The sequence below is a fragment of the Sphingomonas sp. Ant H11 genome (assembly GCF_000797515.1).
In the GTDB taxonomy this organism is placed as follows: Bacteria; Pseudomonadota; Alphaproteobacteria; order Sphingomonadales; family Sphingomonadaceae; genus Sphingomonas.
Window position 1 is genome coordinate 33,431 of record NZ_JSBN01000003.1, and the last position, 20,240, is coordinate 53,670.

The 20,240-nt window shown below is 63.4% G+C and carries 17 protein-coding genes and 5 pseudogenes; 14 read left to right on the forward strand and 8 right to left on the reverse strand.

The features are described from left to right. Positions 1-60 precede the first annotated feature (60 nt). The 3 genes and pseudogenes from leuC to NW75_RS01335 all read left to right on the forward strand — a co-directional run bounded on the left by leuC (position 61) and on the right by NW75_RS01335 (position 3,336). A complete protein-coding gene (gene leuC / locus NW75_RS01325; RefSeq protein WP_033963240.1) occupies positions 61-1,515 on the forward strand; it encodes a 3-isopropylmalate dehydratase large subunit in 1,455 nt (484 codons plus the stop codon). Positions 1,516-1,741: 226 nt separating this feature from the next. Continuing rightward, positions 1,742-2,372 (forward strand): annotated as a pseudogene (gene leuD / locus NW75_RS01330) (3-isopropylmalate dehydratase small subunit). Next, complete coding sequence (locus NW75_RS01335; RefSeq protein ID WP_171010436.1) at positions 2,335-3,336, forward strand: NADPH:quinone oxidoreductase family protein; 1,002 nt, start codon at positions 2,335-2,337, stop codon at positions 3,334-3,336. The pseudogene leuD and the gene NW75_RS01335 overlap by 38 nt, the downstream one beginning before the upstream one ends. A 416-nt stretch (positions 3,337-3,752) precedes the next feature. Here the strand turns inward: NW75_RS01335 and NW75_RS01340 are convergent, their stop codons facing one another. Further along, positions 3,753-5,198, reverse strand: a complete 1,446-nt coding sequence (locus tag NW75_RS01340) for an Nramp family divalent metal transporter (protein WP_052191985.1) — start codon at positions 5,196-5,198, stop codon at positions 3,753-3,755. Between the two features lie 193 nt (positions 5,199-5,391). Between NW75_RS01340 and NW75_RS01345 the strand changes: the two genes are divergently transcribed. From NW75_RS01345 to NW75_RS01360, 4 genes and pseudogenes are all read left to right on the forward strand, one after another. Beyond that, positions 5,392-5,715 carry a DUF1476 domain-containing protein gene (locus tag NW75_RS01345; protein ID WP_033963241.1) on the forward strand — a complete coding sequence of 108 codons (324 nt, stop codon included), beginning with the start codon at positions 5,392-5,394 and terminating at the stop codon, positions 5,713-5,715. Next, positions 5,715-5,954, forward strand: coding sequence for a BolA/IbaG family iron-sulfur metabolism protein (locus NW75_RS01350; protein WP_033963242.1), 240 nt, complete (start codon positions 5,715-5,717; stop codon positions 5,952-5,954). Before NW75_RS01345 ends, NW75_RS01350 begins: the two co-directional genes overlap by 1 nt. 4 nt (positions 5,955-5,958) lie before the next feature. Continuing rightward, positions 5,959-6,294, forward strand: a complete 336-nt coding sequence (grxD, locus tag NW75_RS01355; RefSeq protein WP_010402645.1) for a Grx4 family monothiol glutaredoxin — start codon at positions 5,959-5,961, stop codon at positions 6,292-6,294. A 253-nt stretch (positions 6,295-6,547) separates the two neighbouring features. Then, positions 6,548-8,213 (forward strand): annotated as a pseudogene (locus tag NW75_RS01360) (thiamine pyrophosphate-binding protein). 33 nt (positions 8,214-8,246) lie between these two features. On the opposite strand, the gene NW75_RS01365 reads toward NW75_RS01360, so the two are convergent. After that, entirely contained in the window at positions 8,247-8,417 is a 171-nt protein-coding gene (locus tag NW75_RS01365; protein ID WP_033963244.1) for a CsbD family protein, read from the reverse strand. A 106-nt stretch (positions 8,418-8,523) separates the two neighbouring features. Here NW75_RS01365 and NW75_RS01370 point away from each other — a divergent pair, with 106 nt between their 5' ends. Further along, the gene (locus tag NW75_RS01370) at positions 8,524-9,075 is read left to right on the forward strand and encodes a class I SAM-dependent methyltransferase (RefSeq protein WP_231564864.1); all 552 of its coding nucleotides are present in this window, start codon (positions 8,524-8,526) and stop codon (positions 9,073-9,075) included. Here the strand turns inward: NW75_RS01370 and NW75_RS01375 are convergent. Together NW75_RS01375 and thiS are read right to left on the reverse strand one after the other, a co-directional pair. Then, the gene (locus tag NW75_RS01375) at positions 9,072-9,728 is read right to left on the reverse strand and encodes an alpha/beta hydrolase (RefSeq protein WP_081988572.1); all 657 of its coding nucleotides are present in this window, start codon (positions 9,726-9,728) and stop codon (positions 9,072-9,074) included. The genes NW75_RS01370 and NW75_RS01375 overlap by 4 nt on opposite strands. Before the next feature lie 146 nt (positions 9,729-9,874). Next, positions 9,875-10,882, reverse strand: a complete 1,008-nt coding sequence (gene thiS, locus NW75_RS01380) for a sulfur carrier protein ThiS (protein WP_081988573.1) — start codon at positions 10,880-10,882, stop codon at positions 9,875-9,877. 169 nt (positions 10,883-11,051) lie between these two features. On the opposite strand from thiS, the gene aroQ reads away from it, so the two are divergent. From aroQ to bfr, 6 genes and pseudogenes are all read left to right on the forward strand, one after another. After that, entirely contained in the window at positions 11,052-11,486 is a 435-nt protein-coding gene (gene aroQ / locus NW75_RS01385) for a type II 3-dehydroquinate dehydratase (protein WP_033963245.1), read from the forward strand. Between the two features lie 35 nt (positions 11,487-11,521). After that, positions 11,522-12,000 (forward strand): annotated as a pseudogene (gene accB, locus NW75_RS01390) (acetyl-CoA carboxylase biotin carboxyl carrier protein). 132 nt (positions 12,001-12,132) lie between these two features. Next, positions 12,133-13,485, forward strand: coding sequence for an acetyl-CoA carboxylase biotin carboxylase subunit (accC, locus tag NW75_RS01395; RefSeq protein ID WP_033963247.1), 1,353 nt, complete (start codon positions 12,133-12,135; stop codon positions 13,483-13,485). A gap of 135 nt (positions 13,486-13,620) precedes the next feature. Next, a pseudogene (gene purL / locus NW75_RS01400) lies at positions 13,621-15,860 on the forward strand (phosphoribosylformylglycinamidine synthase subunit PurL). Positions 15,861-15,942: 82 nt separating this feature from the next. After that, the gene (locus tag NW75_RS23365) at positions 15,943-16,113 is read left to right on the forward strand and encodes a (2Fe-2S)-binding protein (RefSeq protein WP_081988574.1); all 171 of its coding nucleotides are present in this window, start codon (positions 15,943-15,945) and stop codon (positions 16,111-16,113) included. 32 nt (positions 16,114-16,145) lie between these two features. Next, a complete protein-coding gene (gene bfr, locus NW75_RS01405; RefSeq protein WP_010402625.1) occupies positions 16,146-16,631 on the forward strand; it encodes a bacterioferritin in 486 nt (161 codons plus the stop codon). Positions 16,632-16,670: 39 nt separating this feature from the next. On the opposite strand, the gene NW75_RS01410 is transcribed toward bfr, so the two are convergent. The 4 genes and pseudogenes from NW75_RS01410 to NW75_RS01425 all read right to left on the reverse strand — a co-directional run bounded on the left by NW75_RS01410 (position 16,671) and on the right by NW75_RS01425 (position 20,240). Continuing rightward, complete coding sequence (locus tag NW75_RS01410) at positions 16,671-16,949, reverse strand: DUF1467 family protein (protein WP_010402623.1); 279 nt, start codon at positions 16,947-16,949, stop codon at positions 16,671-16,673. A 5-nt stretch (positions 16,950-16,954) separates the two neighbouring features. Then, positions 16,955-18,531: pseudogene (locus NW75_RS01415) on the reverse strand (ribonuclease J). Positions 18,532-18,732: 201 nt separating this feature from the next. Beyond that, positions 18,733-19,515, reverse strand: a complete 783-nt coding sequence (locus tag NW75_RS01420) for a type III pantothenate kinase (RefSeq protein WP_033963250.1) — start codon at positions 19,513-19,515, stop codon at positions 18,733-18,735. A gap of 14 nt (positions 19,516-19,529) precedes the next feature. Further along, the gene (locus tag NW75_RS01425) at positions 19,530-20,240 is read right to left on the reverse strand and encodes a biotin--[acetyl-CoA-carboxylase] ligase (RefSeq protein WP_033963289.1); all 711 of its coding nucleotides are present in this window, start codon (positions 20,238-20,240) and stop codon (positions 19,530-19,532) included.

Below are 20,240 nucleotides of genomic sequence, written 5' to 3' on the forward strand. Positions count from 1 at the left end.
TGACGTAACATTCTGTTACCTAATCCTTGAAACGGCGCATCTTTCGGTTAAAGACCTCCAATGGCTAGCCGTCCCCTCACATTGTACGAAAAGATCTGGGCCGATCACGTCGTGGAACGCCGCGACGATGGCACCTGCCTGATCTACATCGATCGTCACCTCGTCCATGAGGTTACCAGCCCGCAGGCCTTTTCGGGCCTTCGCGCCAACGGGCGCACGGTGCGACGCCCCGATCTGACGCTGGCGGTGCCCGATCACAATTTGCCCACGACGGCACGACGCGACGCGGCGGGTGCCCCGTTGCCGATCGCCGATCCGGAAAGTGCGGCGCAGCTTGACGCGCTCGAACGCAATACCCGCGATTTCGGCATCGATTATATCGATGCACTCGCCCCGGAACAGGGCATCGTCCACGTTGTCGGCCCCGAGCAGGGCTTCACGCTACCTGGAACGACCCTGGTCTGTGGCGATAGCCATACCTCGGCGCACGGCGCGCTCGGCGCGCTCGCTTTTGGCATTGGCACGAGCGAGGTCGAGCATGTGCTCGCCACACAGACCCTGCTGCTCGGCCAGTCGAAGACGATGGAAGTGCGCGTCGATGGCACGCTCGGCTTCGGAATCAGCCCCAAGGACGTAACGCTTGCCATCATCGGCAAGATCGGCGCGGCAGGCGGCACGGGCTATGTGCTCGAATATACCGGGTCGATCATTCGCGAGATGTCGATCGAGGGGCGACTGACCGTTTCGAACATGTCGATCGAGGGCGGTGCCCGATCGGGCTTGATCGCGCCCGACGCGACGACCTTTGCCTATCTCAAGGGCCGTCCGATGGCACCGCGCGGAGCCGCCTGGGATACGGCGGTCGCTTATTGGCAGACGCTGCCGAGTGACCCCGGTGCGATCTATGATCGCGTCGTGACGCTCGACGCGACCGACATCGCGCCCCAATTGACCTGGGGCACCTCGCCCGAGGACGTTATCGCCATTACCGGCACCGTGCCCGATCCGGAGAGCTTCGCCGATCCGGCCAAGCGCGATGCCGCGCGCAAGTCGCTTGCATATATGGGGCTCACCCCCGGCACCGCGATGCAGGATATCGGCGTCGACTATGTCTTCATCGGCAGTTGCACCAACAGCCGGATCGAGGATCTGCGGGCCGCCGCCGCGGTCGCCAACGGACGCCGCGTGTCCGATGGCGTGCACGCGCTGATCGTGCCGGGATCCGGCCTGGTCAAGCGCCAGGCCGAAGCCGAGGGGCTCGACCGCATTTTCCTCGCCGCCGGGTTCGAATGGCGCGAGCCGGGCTGTTCGATGTGTCTTGCCATGAACCCCGACAAAGTACCACCGGGGTTGCGCTGCGCTTCCACTTCGAACCGTAATTTCGTAGGACGGCAGGGCCCAGGCGCGCGGACGCATCTGGTGTCGCCGGCGATGGCCGCAGCCGCTGCGGTGACGGGTAAATTGTGTGACGTGCGAGATCTGGTAACACATCCCGCGGAAGGGGATCGAGTATGAAGCGTGTTCTGGTTGTGCTTATCATGGGCACCGTGTTGAGCGGTCTCGCCGCTTATGCCGCCACCGCCAAGACCAGCGCGATCGGCATTTCGACCGGCAAATAACCGGCTGCTGGTGCTGCAGACCCGCCCGTCGTGCCGGTCGGGTCGGAAACCTGAGGAAAATATTCCGTGATGAAGATATTTCGCATGGGCTCCGGCGGCTATCCGCCGGCGGGAGCGCGGTGATGCAGGCGGTAACGCGCGTTTCCGGTATTGCCTATCCGTGGGGGCAGAAGAACGTCGATACCGACGTCATCATCCCGGCGCATTGGCTGAAGACCGTTACGCGGGAGGGGCTTGGCAAGGGCGCGTTTGAAACCGTGCGCGCGCAACCGGGCAACGTCTTCGACGATCCCCGCTATGCCGGAGCCCAGATCCTGATCGCGGGCGACAATTTCGGTTGTGGATCGAGCCGGGAACATGCCGCGTGGGCGCTTGCCGACATGGGCATCACCGCCGTGATCGCGCCCAGTTTCTCCGACATTTTTTTCCGGAAACGCCTTCAAGAACGGGATCGTCGCGGTCGTGCTGCCACAAGATGCGATCGACCGGCTGCTCGCGGTCGCGCAGGACCAGCCAATTACCGTCGACCTCGAAACGATGACCGTCACCACTCCCTATCAGGACCGTTTTCCGTTCGAACTGGATGCCTTCCGCCGCCAATGCCTGATGGAGGGGCTGGACGAAGTCGGCCTCACGCTGGCAAGAGATACCCAGATTTCGAAATACGAAGCCGGGGTAGCTGAACACCGGCCGTGGATGAGCGGAGAACGGGCACATGCGGGCATTGTTGTCGAAGGCACCGGGCGGACCTGAAACACTAGTCATCGATACCTTGCCGGACCCGGTGGCGGGGCCCGGCCAGGTGGTGGTCGCGGTCAAGGCCTGCTCGATCAACTATCCCGACGTCCTGATCATCGAGGACAAATATCAGTTCAAGCCGCCGCGCCCCTTCGCGCCGGGCAGCGAAATTGCGGGTGTGATCGACAGCGTCGGCGCAGGCGTGACCGACTGGAAGCCCGGCGATCGCGTGATCGCAACAACGGGGTCGGGTGGATTGGTCGAAAAGATCGCCCTGCCCGTCACCAGCCTGTATCGCTTGCCGGAAGGCCGCAGCTTCGCCGAAGGCGCGTCGCTGTTGCTGACCTATGGCACCACGATCCACGCCCTGCTCGACCGTGGCCATCTTGCCGAGGGGCAAACCCTGCTGGTCCTCGGTGCCGCAGGCGGAGTGGGCCTCGCCGCAGTGGAGCTTGGTAAAGCCTTCGGCGCGCGCGTCGTCGCGGCGGTTTCGTCCGAGGAAAAGGCCGAGGCCGCCCGCCAGGCCGGGGCGGACGACACCATCGTCTATGCCCGCGCGCCGTTCGACAAGGATCAGTCCAAGGCGCTCGCCGAGCAGTTCAAGGCGGCCGGTGGCAAGAGCGGGTATGACGTGATCTATGATCCGGTCGGTGGCGATTATGCCGAGCCCGCGCTGCGCTCGATCGGCTGGGAGGGGCGCTATCTGGTGGTCGGCTTTCCCGCAGGCATTCCGAAATTGCCGCTCAACCTCACCTTGCTCAAAAGCTGCGACGTGTGCGGTGTATTCTGGGGCGCGTTTGCGGCGCGCGACCCCGAAGCGAACCGCGCGCATATCGAGCGGCTGTTTTTGCTATGGAAAGACGGTCAGATCGCACCGCGCGTGACGGAGACCTTCGCGTTCGAAGATGGCGGCAAGGCCATCGCCAAGATGGCGGCACGCGGCGCGATCGGAAAATTGGTGGTCAACGTCGCCGACTGACGGAAGCTCTTACTGCAACGTCGATGGGTCCATCGACAAAGACACTTTACTTAGCCAAGGCGACAATTCCTGATCGGAATTGGCTAGACACGATTTTGTTACGCATCCTTGAACTAAAATTGTATATAGGTATGCTCTGCAGGTCCGACGAGACGGACATGGAGAAAGGCAATGCGTAAGGTTAAATTCTTTGCGATGTCGGTGATTTTTTTACTAGGGACTAGTCCCGCCGCGCAAGCCCAGTCTTTAGGTGTATGCTGGGCAAATTATAATAGCCAAGTGCAGGCCTGTCGCGGCAACACCGTATGTGAGGGCTTTGCGTCGATGACGCTTAGCACGTGCCTACAAGCGCTGGTGCAAGTCGATCAGTAAACGGACATCGGACAGACGGGGCGTCTGTCCGATGCTCTGAATATCTATCGATTGGAATGGCTCGGGACTACTCGCCATCGCAAATGCACCCAAAGCGCAAACGCCACCCCCGCCGCCGCCAGCGCCCCTAACCACACCGCCCCGATCGTCGCCCACAGCAAATACACGTTCAGCACCGCGATCACCGTGCAAATCGCATAGCCCAGCGCTTTCACCCACACGCCATTGGCATGTGCCCCCATCCGCTCGTGCGAACTCGTCACCATCATCAGCGGGAAGATCGCGAAGGGCAGTTGCATCGACAGCACCACCTGGCTGACCACCAGCAGCTCCACCGTGTCGCGCCCGCCCGTCGCCGAGATCACCACCACCGCTGGCACGATCGCCAGCCCACGCGTCACCAGCCGTCGAATCCACGGCCGCACGCGAATGTGCAGGAACCCCTCCATCACGATCTGCCCGGCGAGCGTCCCCGTAATCGTGCTCGATTGCCCTGATGCCAACAGCGCCACCGCAAAGGCGGTCGCCGCAGCACCACCCAGCGCGGGGCGCAGCAATTGGTGCGCATCCTGCAATTCGGTCACCACCACGCCGCTGCGCCAGAACACCGCCGCCGCCAGCACCAGGATCGCGGCATTGACGAAGAACGCAGCCCCCAGCGCCAGCACCGTGTCGAGCGTGTTGAACGCCAGCGCCGCCCTGATGTCACGCGCACTCTTGCCGAAAGCGCGCGTCTGCACGATCGCCGAATGCAGATACAGATTATGCGGCATCACCGTCGCACCCAATATGCCGAGCGCGATCACCAAAGCCGCCTGATTGGGAATGGAGGGCGTCACCGCCCCCAGCGCGACCGCCGTCCAATCGGGCTTGGCGAGGAAGATGGTATAGGCAAAGCACAAAGCGATCGTCGTCACCAGAGCCAGCACCACCGCCTCGATCTTGCGGAACCCCAAATTGATCAGCAGCAGCAGCAGCAACACATCGAGCCCAGTGACCAGCACGCCCCATATCAGCGGCAAACCGAGCAACAGGTTCAGCGCCACGGCCGACCCAACCACCTCTGCCAGATCACACGCGATGATGGCGATTTCGCACAGCAGCCACAGGCCGATCACCACGGGCCTGGGGTAATAATCGCGGCACGATTGCGCGAGGTCGCGCCCGGTTACGATGCCGAGCCGCGCGCACAGCACTTGCAGGAAGATCGCCATCAGGTTCGAGGCGAGGATCACCCACAACAGCGCATAGCCAAACTGGCTGCCGCCGGCGAGATCGGTCCCCCAATTGCCAGGGTCCATATAGCCCACCGACACCATGAAGCCAGGACCGGCGAAACCAAGCCATTGCCGCCAGCGCGGCCGACGGACATCTCCCGTTTCCCATACCTTCAGCGTGCGATGCGCCTCGGGCAGCGACGGGAGGAAATGATGCGTGCCGGGCGGCCGAAGCGTGCCGTTCGAAGAAGGTCGGTCGGGAAGAGGCGGCATTGGCGGTTTGCGGTTCCCGATTGAACATAGGCGATCGGCTGCGCTTATACCGCCCTGCGGCAATTGGGCTACCGCCAACCGCTACAACTATACGCAAGGATACATTTGTACTGCTTTCACCACGGGCGTTGCGCACGCCCCCCGTCACGCTTATCTCCCTTGCGTTATTCGTCAGGCCCAAGGGACCATCCACATGACCACTTTCGACGATCGCGAGCGCGCCTTCGAGACCAAATATGCCCGCGATGAAGAAGTCGCCTTCCGCATCGTGGCGCGACGCAACCGTTTGCTCGGCCAATGGGCCGCTACACTGATGGGCCTGACGAAAGAGGAATCCGACGCTTACGCAACGGCCGTGGTCCAGGCCGATTTTGAAGAGGCCGGCGACGAAGACGTCATCCGCAAGCTCGTCAGCGATCTGACCGCAGCCAATGTCGCGATCGACGAAGCGGCGATCCGGCGCGCGATCGAGGAAAAGACGGTCGAAGCACGCCGTCAGTTGATGGGGTCCGAATAATGCCGATGGCGGCGGACGAAATCGAGGCGCTGATCGTCGCGGGCATCCCCGACGCGCGCGTCGAAATGACCGATCTCGCCGGTGATGGCGATCATTGGGCGGCGTGCGTCACCGCCGAGAGTTTTCGCGGGCTGCCGCGACTGAAACAACAACGCGCGGTCTATGCCGCGCTCGGCGACCGCATGGGCGGGGTGTTGCACGCCCTGCAACTCACCACCGCCGTGCCTGTACAGGAGTAAAACGATGAGCACCGACCCAGACCAGATCCGTATCGCCGAACTCGTCGGCAAAAGTGACGTCCTGCTGTTCATGAAGGGTAGTCCGCTGTTCCCACAGTGCGGTTTTTCCAGCCGCGCCGTCGCGATCCTCAATCATCTCGGTGCCGAATTCGACAGCGTCGATGTGCTGCAGGATCAAGGCGTGCGGCAGGGCATCAAGCAATTCTCGGATTGGCCGACGATTCCCCAGCTTTACGTGAAGGGCGAGTTCATTGGCGGGTCCGACATCATGATGGAAATGTATGAAAGCGGTGAGCTTGCGACGCTGCTTGAAGAGCAAGGTGTCGTGAAAGCGGGCTGATTGCCGGGTCGGGCGGGCCGCGCTGGTGCGCTGGCCCGCCCTGCTGAAGCGATTACCGCTCGGCATGTCCTAGGTATAGCACCCTACGTGCCAGATTTCGCAAAGCTCTGATTTTCTAAGGCTTTGGTGGTTAACGTAGGTGCTGCACCACGCGACACTGTCAAAATTCCCGACACTCGCGGCCACGCGCCTCGCGCGCGCTCGGCTCGAGAGCGCCCTACCCAAGCCGCAGCTTCGTCGCTAAAAACCGACGATGAACTTAGCCCCTCCCCCCCGCACTGGCGGCCGTATCCTGGTCGACCAACTCGTCGCGCAAGGCTGCGACCGCATTTTCACCGTCCCCGGCGAAAGCTTCCTCGCGGTGCTCGATGCGCTGCACGACACGCCCGAAATCGATCTGGTGGTGTGCCGACAGGAAGGTGGCGTCGCCTTCATGGCCTGTGCCGATGGCGCGCTCACCGGGCGGCCGGGCGTCGCCTTCGTCACGCGCGGCCCGGGTGCGACCAATGCCTCCATCGGGGTGCATGTCGCGATGCAGGACTCGCAGCCGATGGTGTTGTTCATCGGCGATGTCGATCGCGGAACCAAGGACCGCGAGGCGTTTCAGGAAATCGACTTTCCCGCGATGTTTGGCCCCATCGCCAAATGGGCCGCCAAGATCGACGACGCCCGCCGCATTCCCGAATATGTCGCGCGGGCCTGGAACGTCGCGATCTCGGGACGGCCCGGCCCGGTCGTGCTGGCGTTGCCCGAGGATATGCTGCTCGATCAGGTGGTGGCGGTGGATCGCCCGAGGGTGGAACGGGTGGATTCGATGCCCAATCCCGATCTGGTCGCGCGTGCGCTCGATGCTATCGGCCAGGCCAAGGCCCCGATGGCGATTGTCGCGGTGCCGGTTGGGATTTGGCCACTGGTGCCGCGTTCAGCCACTTTGCCCAGCTATGGGGCATTCCCGTCGCCGCAGCTTTCCGGCGGCAGGATGCCATCCACAATACCCATAAGGTGTGGGCCGGCAACCTCGGTTATGGCCCGAACCCCAAACTGGTCGCGCGGATCAAGCAAGCCGACGTCCTTTTGGTGGTCGGTCCCCGCCTGGGAGAAGCGACTACGACGGCTATACGCTCCTCACGCCCGATCATCCCAGCCAGACGCTCATTCACGTCCACCCCGATCCCAACGAATTGAACCGCACCTATCGCGCCGACATCGCGATCTGTGCGGGCATGTGGCCGATCGCCGACGCTCTGGTCAGCGCAAAGGAGCCGCCCGAGCCGCGCGCCGATGCACGAGAAGCCCATGCCGACTATCTCGCCTGGTCCACCCCCGCCCCGCGCGCGGGCGTGAAACTTGATCTCGGTCCGTGCGTCGCGGCGATGCGCGATCAACTTCCGGCGGACAGCATTATCTGCAACGGCGCGGGCAATTATTCCGGCTGGTGGCACCGCTACTGGCGGTACGAGCGCAACAGCCAACTCGCCCCCACCGCTGGTGCAATGGGCTACGGCGTCCCCGCCGCCACCGCCGCCGCTTTGCGCCACCCGGATCGCACCGTCGTCGCGCTTGCGGGCGATGGCTGCTTCCTGATGAACGGCCAGGAACTCGCCACCGCAGTGGCGCACGGCGCGAATATGCTCGTCCTCGTCATCGACAATGGCGCTTACGGTACGATCCGAATGCACCAGGAGCGCGAATTTCCCGGTCGCGTGAGCGGCACCGTGCTCGCCAACCCCGACTTTGCCGCGCTTGGCCGCGCTTATGGGTGTTGGGCGGAAACGGTCGAAACGACCGCAGAGTTCGCCCCGGCACTTGCCCGCGCGATGGCCCAGGACGGAGTGCGCTTGCTCCACCTCAAAACCGACGTCGAAACCATCACGGCAGGCACGACGCTGACCGCAATGAAAAAGGCCGCCTCGCGCTAGCGAAGCGGCCTCCTTTCACCAAGTCAGGCTTGCTCAGATATCGTCGCCGAGCGCGCCCTTGACCTTGCCTGCGGTCTGCTGGGCCTTGCCCTTCAGCTCCTGCGCGACACCTTCGGCCTGCGTATCAGGATTGTCGCTGTGCTGCTTGGCCTTGCCAATGGCTTCATTGACGTTGCCTTTGATCTTGTCGATGAGTTCGCCCATGAGAGCATCCTTTCCGTCTTGCGCCAAGAAGTGGCGATGTCGGTGGCACGACATCAGCGGCTTCTGATTGTAAAACAGCTTAAAATCGAACAGGTTCCCAAATACCTTGGCTAAACCCATCCGCCCTGGTGCCTTCGAGGCGCACGACTGGATCGAACGCATGATCGAGCCGCTGCCGCGCGGGGGCAGGATCCTCGATCTTGGCTGTGGTGCCGGTGAGCCAATCGGCCGGTTTCTGATCGCACGCGGCCACTCTGTGGTTGGGGTCGATCACGCACAATCGATGATCAACCTGGCGCAAACGCGGTTCCCGCGGGAACGCTGGATCAAGGCGGATATGCGCACCGTCCAGTTCGATGAGCAGTTCGATGGTGTGATCGCCTGGAATTCGCTGACCTGGTTTACCCACGCCGATCAAGCGCTGATGGCGCGCCGTGCGGCCGACTGGCTGAAATGCGGTGGCCGGCTCTTGTTCAACGCGCCGCCCGACCGCGACCCGACGCGCGACGACTATCGGAGTGGAACGCCGTACCGGGCCGACCTGGAGGCGGCCAATTACAGCGCGGCGATCCAGGCTGGCGGCCTGGTCGAAATGGCATATGTCGCCGAAGACGCCAGTTGCGGGGGCGCGGGCGTATGGCTCGCGCGCAAGCCTTAAGGTGCCACTTTCCGAAGGAAAGCCAGAACCGGCAGCCAATTGTCTTCCGCGCCTTGGGGGTCCTTCACCGCAATCAACGTCGAGGCACCATGCACTCCGTGCTTGGGGACGTAGCGCGTAACAAGGCGCGATGACATTGCATCGGCGATGCTTTTTGCGGCGGTCGTTTCATCGCTATTGGCGGCACCGGTAATATATGCCGGGACAGACAGCTGCGCGGCGGCGCGCTTTACCAACTGTTTGTCGTCGAAATATTCACCTGGAGAGAAGGACAAAATCGCGGCTATTTTCCCCGCATTTCGTACGCCAAGGGGAAACACCAAGGCGGCGGAATAGCTGCTCCCCCACAAGATCACGGGGACATGCTGCTGCGTCGCCCAGTCAATTGCCGCTTGCAGATCGGGAACCGCCTCCAGATAGCCTGCCGGGCGCGGATATTGCGCGCTTGACTCATTCGGGCCGAAGAGCGTGCCACCGGCGCGCTGATCGATTGCCAAAGCGCTATATCCGGCTGCGACCAGCCGCGGCGCGATCGTCCTATATTCGTCCTTGCTCGATCCCGCCTGATGAAACAGCAGGATCGTCGCCTTGGGATGCTCTGCGCGATACAACCGCCCAAAGACGGTCTTTCCATCCGCCGCCGTCAGCGTCATCGCTTGGCTGGTGCCTCGAACGTCGAGGCGGCGGTGTTTGCATCATGCGGCGCGCTGCACCCGGTAAGGAGCAGTGCGACAGGAAGAAGGCGGTGCATCATAGGCGCGAAGCTAGGTCGTTCCGCACCGAAATGACAGCGTTCCGGTTAAATGAGCCCCGCTAAAGGACTGGAGGGATCGGCATAGCGCCGCTTGCCCATCCGCCCCGCCAGATACGCCATCCGTCCGGCCTCGACCCCAGCCTTCATCGCCGCCGCCATCAGAATGGGGTCCTTCGCCTCGGCGATCGCGGTGTTCATCAGCACGCCGTCGCAGCCCAGTTCCATGGCCAGCGCGGCGTCCGACGCGGTGCCGACCCCGGCGTCGACGATCACCGGTACAGTCGCCCCCTCGACGATCAGGCGAATCGTCACCTGATTTTGGATGCCTAGACCCGATCCGATTGGCGCGCCGAGCGGCATCACCGCCACTGCTCCCGCATTTTCCAGCCGCTTCGCCGCAATCGGATCATCGACGCAGTAAACCATCGGCAGGAAGCCTTCCTTGGCCAGCACTTCGGTGGCGCGGAGTGTCTCGACCATGTCGGGATAGAGCGTCTTGGCCTCGCCCAGCACTTCCAGCTTCACCAGATCCCAACCGCCCGCCTCGCGCGCCAGGCGGAGCGTGCGAATCGCCGATTCGGCATCGAAGCAGCCCGCCGTGTTCGGCAGATAGGTCACCTTCTTGGGGTCGATGAAATCGGTGAGCATCGGCGCGTTGCGGTCGGATACATTAACACGTCGTACCGCAACCGTAACGATCTCGGCACCGGAGGCCTCGAGCGCCGCTGCATTTTGCGCGAAGTCCTTATATTTGCCGGTACCGACGATCAGCCGCGACCGAAACGTACGCCCTGCGACGGTCCAGGTATCGGCCTTCACTGCAGGTGGGTGGTCGCCGCCACCGACGAAATGGACGATCTCGAGTTCATCGCCATCCTCAACCATCACCTGCGCCAGCGTCGAGCGCGGCACCACCGCCAGATTGCGTTCGACCGCGACCTTTTCCGGCAGCAGGCCAAGATCGGCGGCAAGATCGGCAAGGCTGAGCCCCGCGCCCACGCGGCGATGCTCGCCATTGAGCTGGATGGTCAGGGTTCCGTCGGTATGGGGCATGTTTGACCGGGGATAATCCCCGCCTCCGTTCGGGCTTAGCGTGTCGAAACCCTGTCCTTCCTCACCCGTGGGAGGACGAACAGCCCTTCGACAAGCTCAGGGCGAACGGGCTATGGATGCCCATCACCTAGGCGTCTGCCCAGCGTCATTCAACCGGAAGACTCACCCGATGCGCGAAACCATCTTCGTTCTCAACGGCCCGAACTTGAACCTGCTCGGCACGCGCGAGCCCGAAATCTACGGCCACGACACGCTCGACGACATCGCCGGCCAGTTGGAGGATCGCGCGCGAGAACTCGGGTTCGACATCGATCTACGCCAGTCCAACCATGAAGGGCATTTGATCGATTGGTTGCACGAGGCGCAGGCGCTGCCTGCCAAGGCGGTGCTGCTCAACGCCGCGGCTTTCACCCACACCTCGATCGCGCTGTACGATGCGATCAAAGCGATCCGCACGCCGGTGATCGAAGTCCATCTTTCCAACCCGCACGCGCGCGAAGCTTTTCGCCATATCAGCCGTATCTCCCCCGTGGCGAAGGGCACGATCTGCGGCTTTGGGACGCTTTCGTATCTGCTGGCGCTTGAAGCGGCGGCGCGTCTCTGACAGGACGCGTCCCCAATAAGGGAGATTAGGGTCGCATGGCCGAAGACAAACACAATGACGCAATGCGGATCGATGTCGATCTGGTGCGTCAGCTCGCGCAGCTGCTGGATGACACGCAGCTGACGGAAATCGAAGTCGAGGATGGCGGTCGCAAGATTCGCATCGCGCGCAAGGCGGCTGCCGTAGCGGCAGCGGTGCAATATGCCCCCCGCCCCCGCAGCCGCCCCCGGCGGCCTCGACCACCGCACCGGCGGAAATCGTCACCGCGCCGCAAGCCGCGTTCAATGCGGTCAAATCGCCGATGGTCGGCACCGCCTATCTGGCCCCCAATCCCGAGGCGAAGCCCTTTGTCAGCGTTGGTGACAAGGTTGCCGCAGGCGATACGCTGCTGATCGTCGAGGCGATGAAGGTGATGAATCCCATTCTCGCGCCAAGCGCGGGCACCGTGAAGGCCGTGCTGGTCGAGAGCGGCCAGCCGGTCGAGTTCGACCAACCCCTCGTCGTGGTGGAATGATCGCCACCGCCCCGTTCGGGCTGCGCTTGTCGAAGCCCTGCCCTCCTCTCGCGCCCGCTCGCCTGAGCCGGGCAGCTTTTCGACAGGCTCAGGGCGAACGGTGCCTCGGGTCTGCGGATTGGACAGTTACGAATGCCTGAAATCAAGAAGCTGCTGATCGCGAATCGCGGCGAGATCGCGCTGCGCATCCACCGCGCGTGCCATGAGATGGGTATCCAGACCGTCGCGGTGCATTCGACCGCCGACAGCGATGCGATGCACGTGCGACTCGCCGATCAGGCGATCTGCATCGGACCGCCGAGTGCTGCCGAAAGCTATCTCAACATCCCCAACATCATTTCCGCCGCCGAGATTTCGGGCGCGGACGCGATCCATCCGGGCTACGGTTTCTTAAGCGAAAACGCCAAGTTCGCCGAGATCGTCGAGGCGCACGACATCATCTTCGTCGGCCCCAAGCCCGAACATATCCGCACCATGGGCGACAAGATCGAGGCCAAGCGCACCGCAGGCGCGCTCGGCCTGCCGCTGGTGCCGGGCTCGGCCGGGCCGATCAGCGATCTGGCCGAGGCCAAGGAAATCGCAGCGGCCGCTGGCTATCCCGTCATCATCAAGGCGGCGTCGGGCGGCGGCGGGCGCGGCATGAAGGTCTGCACCTCCGAGGATCAGCTCGAAACGCTGATGCAGCAGGCCGGCAGCGAGGCGAAGGCCGCGTTCGGCGATGCGACCGTCTATCTCGAAAAATATCTCGGCAACCCGCGCCACATCGAATTCCAGGTGTTCGGCGACGGCAATGGCAACGCCATCCATCTGGGTGAGCGCGACTGCTCGCTCCAGCGCCGCCACCAGAAGGTGCTCGAAGAAGCCCCATCGCCCGTGCTGGGCGAAGAAGACCGCGCGCGCATGGGCGGCATTTGCGCCAAGGCGATGGCCGATATGGGCTATCGCGGTGCTGGCACGATCGAGTTCCTGTGGGAAAATGGCGAGTTCTATTTCATCGAAATGAACACGCGCCTACAGGTCGAACATCCCGTGACCGAGGCGATCACCGGGCTCGATCTGGTGCGCGAGCAGATCCGCATTGCCGAAGGCCATGGCCTGACGCTGCGCCAGGAAGACGTGCAATTCCGTGGCCATGCCATCGAATGCCGCATCAATGCCGAGGATCCGCGCACCTTCGCGCCGTCGCCCGGCCTGGTGAAGGCGTATCACGCGCCCGGCGGCATGAACGTCCGCGTCGATAGCGGGCTGTATGCCGGTTACCGCGTGCCGCCTTATTACGATTCGATGATCGCCAAACTGATCGTCTACGGCACCACCCGCGCCGGCGCGATCCGCCGCCTGCGCCGCGCGCTCGAGGAGTTCGTGATCGAAGGCCCGACGACGACCATCCCGCTACACCAGGCCTTGATCGAGGATCCCGACTTCCAGGACGGAAACTATACGATCAAGTGGCTCGAAGAATGGCTGGCGCGTAACGAGAGCTAAAAACGGGCCTGCACGAGCGCGGGGGCGGCGAATCGAGGCCGCCCCCGCCACTGCGCAACCGGTGCAGCGGCGCAAAAATGTCGGTTTGATGCTGGATGGGGTGACGCCGCCGCCCACGCTCGCTAAAGCCGCGCCATGACCGACATCACCCCAGAGATCGTCGCCCAGCACGGGCTGTCCCCTGAAGAATATGAGCGTGTCCTGCACGCGATGGGCCGCGAGCCCAATCTGACCGAGCTTGGCATTTTCTCGGTCATGTGGTCCGAGCATTGCTCGTATAAATCCAGCCGCATCCATTTGAAAAAGCTGCCGACCACCGGCCCGCAAGTGATTTGCGGCCCCGGCGAGAATGCCGGCGTGGTCGACATTGGCGATGGCCAGGCGGCGATCTTCAAGATGGAGAGCCACAACCACCCGTCCTATATCGAGCCTTATCAGGGCGCAGCGACCGGCGTTGGTGGCATTTTGCGCGACGTCTTTACGATGGGCGCGCGGCCCGTCGCCAACCTCAACGCGCTGCGCTTCGGTCGGCCCGATCATCCCAAGATGCGCCACCTCATTTCGGGCGTTGTGCATGGCATTGGCGGCTACGGCAATTGCGTTGGCGTGCCGACGGTTGGCGGCGAAGTGAACTTTCACTCCTCCTATGACGGCAACATCCTCGTCAACGCGATGACGGTCGGCGTCGCGGAGACCGACAAGATCTTCTATTCGGCGGCGTCGGGCATCGGAAATTCGATCGTCTATGTCGGCTCCAAGACCGGTCGCGACGGCATCCACGGTGCAACGATGGCGTCGGCCGATTTCTCCGAGGAGACCGGCGACAAGCGTCCGACCGTGCAGGTCGGTGATCCCTTTACCGAGAAGCTGTTGATCGAAGCCTGTCTTGAACTGATGGCCTCGGACGCGATCGTCGCGATCCAGGACATGGGTGCCGCCGGTCTCACTTCTTCCTCGGTCGAAATGGCGTCCAAGGGCGGCGTCGGCATCGAACTCAACATGAATGCGGTGCCGCAGCGCGAAACCGGCATGACGCCCTATGAGATGATGCTGAGCGAGAGCCAGGAGCGGATGCTCATGGTGCTGAAGCCCGGCCGTGAGGATTTCGCCGAAGCCATCTTCCGCAAATGGGAGCTGGATTTCGCGGTCATCGGCCACGTCACCGATACCGGCCACATGGTGCTGACCTTCAATGGCGAGACGGTTGCCGACATCCCGCTCGCCCCGCTCGCGACGAGGCACCGCTCTACGATCGCCCCGCGGCTTCGAAGGAAGAGTATCAGGCCTGGGCCAAGGTCAGGCCGCTGGGCGAGATCCCCGACTCGACCGACGTCGCTGCGGATCTGCTGACGCTGATGGGCTCGCCCGACATCGCGTCGCGCCGGTGGATTTACGAGCAATATGATACGCAAGTTGGCGCGGACACGGTCCAGCGCCCGGGCGGCGACGCCGCCGTCGTGCGCGTCCACGGCACGCAAAAGGGGCTGGCGATGAGCACCGATTGCACGCCGCGCTATTGCTATGCCGATCCTTATGAAGGCGGCAAGCAGGCGATCGCCGAATGCTATCGCAATCTGTCGGCGGTCGGCGCGACGCCGCTTGCCGTCACCAATTGCCTCAACTTCGCCAACCCGCAGCGCCCCGAAATCATGGCGCAGTTCGTCGGTTGTCTCGATGGCATGGGCGACGCCTGCCGTGCGCTCGACTTTCCGATCGTGTCGGGCAACGTCTCGCTGTACAATGAGAGCAAGGCGACCGGCGGCGGCTCGGCGATCCTGCCGACCCCCGCGATCGGCGCGATCGGGCTGCTGGCCGACTGGTCGAAATCCGCGACCATCGCATTCAAGGGCACCGGCGACGTCATCGTGCTGATCGGCGAACGCTCGGGCCATCTCGGGCAGTCGCTATGGCTGCGCGAAGTCCATGGTCGCGAGGAAGGTGCGCCACCCACGGTCGACCTCGAAGCCGAGCGCCGCAACAGCGAGTTCGTCCGTGCGCATATCGCCACGGGCGCGCTCACCGCAGTGCACGACGTGTCCGACGGCGGCATTGCCGTGACGGTCGCCGAGATGGCACTGGCGGGCAATATCGGTGCGATGCTGCACGCTCCGCTGCCATGCGGGGTCGCTTGTGCGCTGTTCGGCGAGGACCAGGGCCTGTATGTCGCCACCGTCGCCGACCATCTGCTGCTCGAGACGCTGACCGCAGCGGATGCGGCGGGCGTCGAGATCGAACGAATCGGGCGCACCATCGCCAATCGCCTGATCTTCGAACTGCCCGACGATGACTATGTCGTCACGCTCGCCGATCTGCGCGCAGCGCACGAGGGCTTCTTCCCGAAATTGATGGGCGACGTCGCTCCGGTCGAGAGCTGAAACTTCTTGTGAGAATGGATCGCAACAGTGCTTGCGATCCATTCTCATTAGCGATACAACATGGGTTCCGAAGGGAGAATCCATGGTCGTCTGCATCTGCAATGCCATCCGTGAACGCGATGTCCGCGCTGCCGCACGCAGCGGGTCACGGACTGCGTGCCAAGCGTATCGGGCGATGGGCTGTCAGGCGAAATGTGGCCAATGCGTGCCCGTTGCCCGCGCCATTATCGACGAAGAGCGCGCCGTCGCCTAAGATCGTCCGCGAACCGCAAAAAGGACGTATAAATGCAGGGCGATATCAAGGTCATCGAGTATCTTAACGAGGCACTCAAAAACGAACTGACCGCGATCAACCAATATTGGCTGCATTATCGGCTGTTCGATCATTGGGGCGTACGCAAGCTCGCGGCATTCGAGCGCCACGAATCGATCGACGAGATGAAGCATGCCGACTGGCTGTCGGAGCGCATCCTTTTCCTCGATGGCCTGCCCAATTTCCAGATGCTCGGTCGCCTGCGCATCGGCGAGACCGTTGAGGAAGTCCTCAAGGCCGATCTCGCGCTCGAGATGGACGCGCTTCCGCTTCTGCGCGACGCGATCGAGCATTGCGAGAAGGTCCGTGACTATGTCAGCCGCGACCTGTTCCGCCGCATCCTCGACAGCGAGGAAGAGCATGTCGACACGCTCGAACGCCAGTTCGAGATGATCGCGCGCATGGGCATCGAAAATTACGTCCAGCTGCAGAGCAAGCCTGCCGACGACGAGGGGTAAACCCTCGTCCGCATTACCCCCTCCCGCTCGGGAGGGGGCTTACTCCACCCCGTTCCACGCGCCGAACACGTCGATCATTTGCGGCGTCAACCAGCCGAAATGGTAGTTCAGCATATAGAGCGACCACAGGATCGTCGCGACGATGGTTACGCGGATCGCGACCTTGCGCGGATGGAACTCGTGCGGGGCGCTCTCGGCCTGGCCGGGGACGCGTTCGACCCCGGCCTCGTCGCTGGTCTTGACCCCGAAGGGCAAGACGAAGAACACCGAGAACGCCCAGAACAGGAAATAAATCGCCAGCGCCGAGGTCCACCGCATGTCGGTTAGGCCTCGATCAGCAGCACGTCGACATTGGGCTTCTTGCCGGTCCAGCGCGTCGCGACCTTGCGCGCGGCCAGCCGGATGTTCTCCCGCAGTTTCTCGCGGTCGCGCCCATTCTGCTTGGCGGCGGCGATGACGGCATCGACCGTCTCCTCCAGGAACGGATCGCGGTCTTCCTCGACCGGGATACCCTGAATGCGCACTTGCGGCGTCCCGATCAGCCCGCGCGACCCAATCGCCACCGCGACCGAAATCTGCCCGTTGATCGCCAGCTTGCGACGTTCGTTGATCGTCTGGCCGTCACCCGGCAGGATTACGTCGCCATCGAGCACGAGCCGTCCGACCGGTGCATTGCCGATCTTGGTCGCGCGCCAGGAGCCAGCCGTACGATGTCGCCATTGGTCTGCACCAACGCACGCGGCACGCCTTCGGACAGGCCGAAGCGCGCTTGCTCCATCAGGTGCCGCATTTCGCCGTGCACCGGCATCAGCAATTCCGGCTTCATCCAGCGGTACATTTGCAGCAGCTCGGGCCGACCCGGATGGCCCGACACGTGCACATGCGCCTGGCGGTCGGTGATCATGATCACGCCCTTGGCGGCGAGCTGATTCTGGATGCGGCCGATCGCGACTTCATTGCCCGGGATCTGCTTGGACGAGAACACGACTGTGTCCCCGCTATCGAGCGAAATCGGGTGCTGGCCATTGGCGACGCGCGCCAAGGCGGCGCGGTCTTCGCCCTGCCCGCCGGTCGCTACCACCAGCACCTTGTCACGCGGCAACCGCATCGCCGCCTCGGCATCGATCGTGTCGGGGAAATCCTTGAGATACCCCGTAGCGCGCGCAACCTTCAGGATGCGATCGAGCGAGCGCCCCTGTACGCTGAGCTGGCGTCCCGTCTCGCGTGCGACCACGCCAAGCGTGTGCAACCGTGCCGCGTTCGACGCGAACGAGGTTACCATTACGCGGCCCTTGGCCTGGCTGATAACGCCCATCAGGCCCGACAGCACATCGCTCTCCGACCCCGAAGCCTCGGCATTGAACACGTTCGTGGAATCGCAGACGAGCGCCAGAATGCCGCCACTACCGATCGCCTCGAGCGCCTCCGGCGAGGTGGGATGGCCGATCACCGGAGCCGCATCGAGCTTCCAGTCGCCGGTGTGGAACACCCGGCCATATGGGGTATCGATCAGCAGCGCGCTCGCCTCGGGAATCGAGTGAGACAACGGCACGAAGGTCACGCCGAACGGCCCGAGGTCGACCTTGGTATCGGGCTTGATGACCTTCAGCTTGACCCGGTTGGCATTACCTTCTTCCTCGAGCTTGCCGCGGATCAGCCCGGCGGTGAACGCCGTTGCATAAAGCGGCACGCCCAGATCTTCGGCCAGATACGGCAACGCGCCGATATGGTCTTCATGGCCGTGCGTCAGCACGATGCCGACCAGATCGTCGAGACGCTCCTCGATGAATTGCAGGTCGGGCAGGATCACGTCGATGCCGGGATATTGCGGATCGGCAAAGGTGATGCCGCAATCGACCATCAACCACTTGCCGTTGCAGCCATAGAGATTGACGTTCATGCCGATTTCGCCCGACCCGCCCAGGGCCAGGAACAGGAGTTCTTTCTTGGGTGTTGTCACGGAGGTGTCTGTTCTTTCAAAGATGGTCGCGCGAACGCGAACCGGGGGATGTGCGCGGTCAGGCGCGGAATTTCGTAGAGATCGGGGAAGCGGGGCACCGCACAACCACAGGGTTCTGGCGGAGGCGCACGCACGCTGACTCTAGGACGCTATATGGGCGCGATCCCACAAAATCGCCAGCCCCTGAATTGTAAGGTCGGGTTCGACCATGTCGAACATAGTGGTATGCTGCTCGAACAGGATCGCGAGGCCTCCCGTCGCGATGACGCGCACGGGACGCCCAACCTCCGCCTTCATCCGCGCAACCAGCCCCTCGATCATGGCGACATAGCCCCAGAAGATGCCGATCTGCATCTGGCTGACGGTGTCCCGACCGATCACGCTTGTCGACGCAGGCGCTTCGATCCCGATGCGCGGAAGCTTGGCTGCAGCGGTAACCAGCGCATCGAGCGACAGGTTGATGCCCGGCGCGATGATGCCGCCTTTATAGGCACCGCTATAGTCGACTAGGTCGAGCGTCGTCGCGGTGCCGAAATCGATCACGATCAAATCGCCACTGTGCAACGCGTGCGCCGCGATCATGGTGACGGCGCGGTCGGCCCCGACGCTGCGCGGCTCGTCGACATCGAGCGCCATGCCCCATTCGACCGGCGGCTCGCCGGCAATCAGTGGCTCGCCGCCGAAATATTTGCGCGCCAGCGTTTGCAAATTGTGCAGCGCACGCGGGACTACGGTAGCGATGATGACACCGGTCACCTCGCTCCGATCATAACCTTCCAGCGTCAGCAACTGGCTCAGCCACACCGCATATTCGTCGGCGGTGCGGCGCGGGTCGGTCGCGATACGCCAGCGCGCCTTGATCGTGCGGCCCTGGACCAGGGCGAAGACGACATTGGTGTTACCGGCATCGATCGCGAGCAACATGGGCGTAGAGCCTCTCACAGCAGAAAAACGTCGCCAGCGTGAATGACACGGGCCGCGCAATCCGCCAAGCGCAGGATAAGGGCACCGTCCTCGCCCAGCCCGTCGAACAAGCCGTCCACCGCCGTGCCATCGGCGAGACGCGCGGTCAGCGCGGTACCTGGGCGGTGCGCCCGTTCGATCCAGCGCGCCCGGACGGGCGCAAGCCCCTGCCCTCGCCACAGGCCGAGCCAGCGAGCATACGACTCGGCCAGGGTTTGGGCGAAGTCGGCCGGGTCAACGCCCGCGCCCCGCGCCGCGAGGCTGGTGGCGGCGCGATCGGTATCATCCGGGTAATGGGCAAGATTGACGCCGATCCCCACCACTACCGCGTCATCGGCCCGTTCGAGCAAAATGCCCGAGAGCTTCGCACCCGCAATCAGCAAATCATTGGGCCATTTGATCAGCAGCGCCTCATCCGCCCCCGAAAGGCCAAGATAGGCCCGCACGACCTCGTCCAACGCGACCGCCGCCACCAGCGCCAGCGTTGCGGGCGGCGGATCGCTCGCGCGCACCCGCACCAGCGTCGAACCGTAGAAATTGCCAACCGGCGACACCCACGCCCGCCCTTGCCGCCCGCGCCCGCCAAGCTGTCGCTCGGCACGCAACCACAGCCCCTCGCCTACCCCGGAACGGGCAAGCTGCAGCATGTCGGCGTTGGTCGACCCCGTCTCGGCGACGGTGCGGAT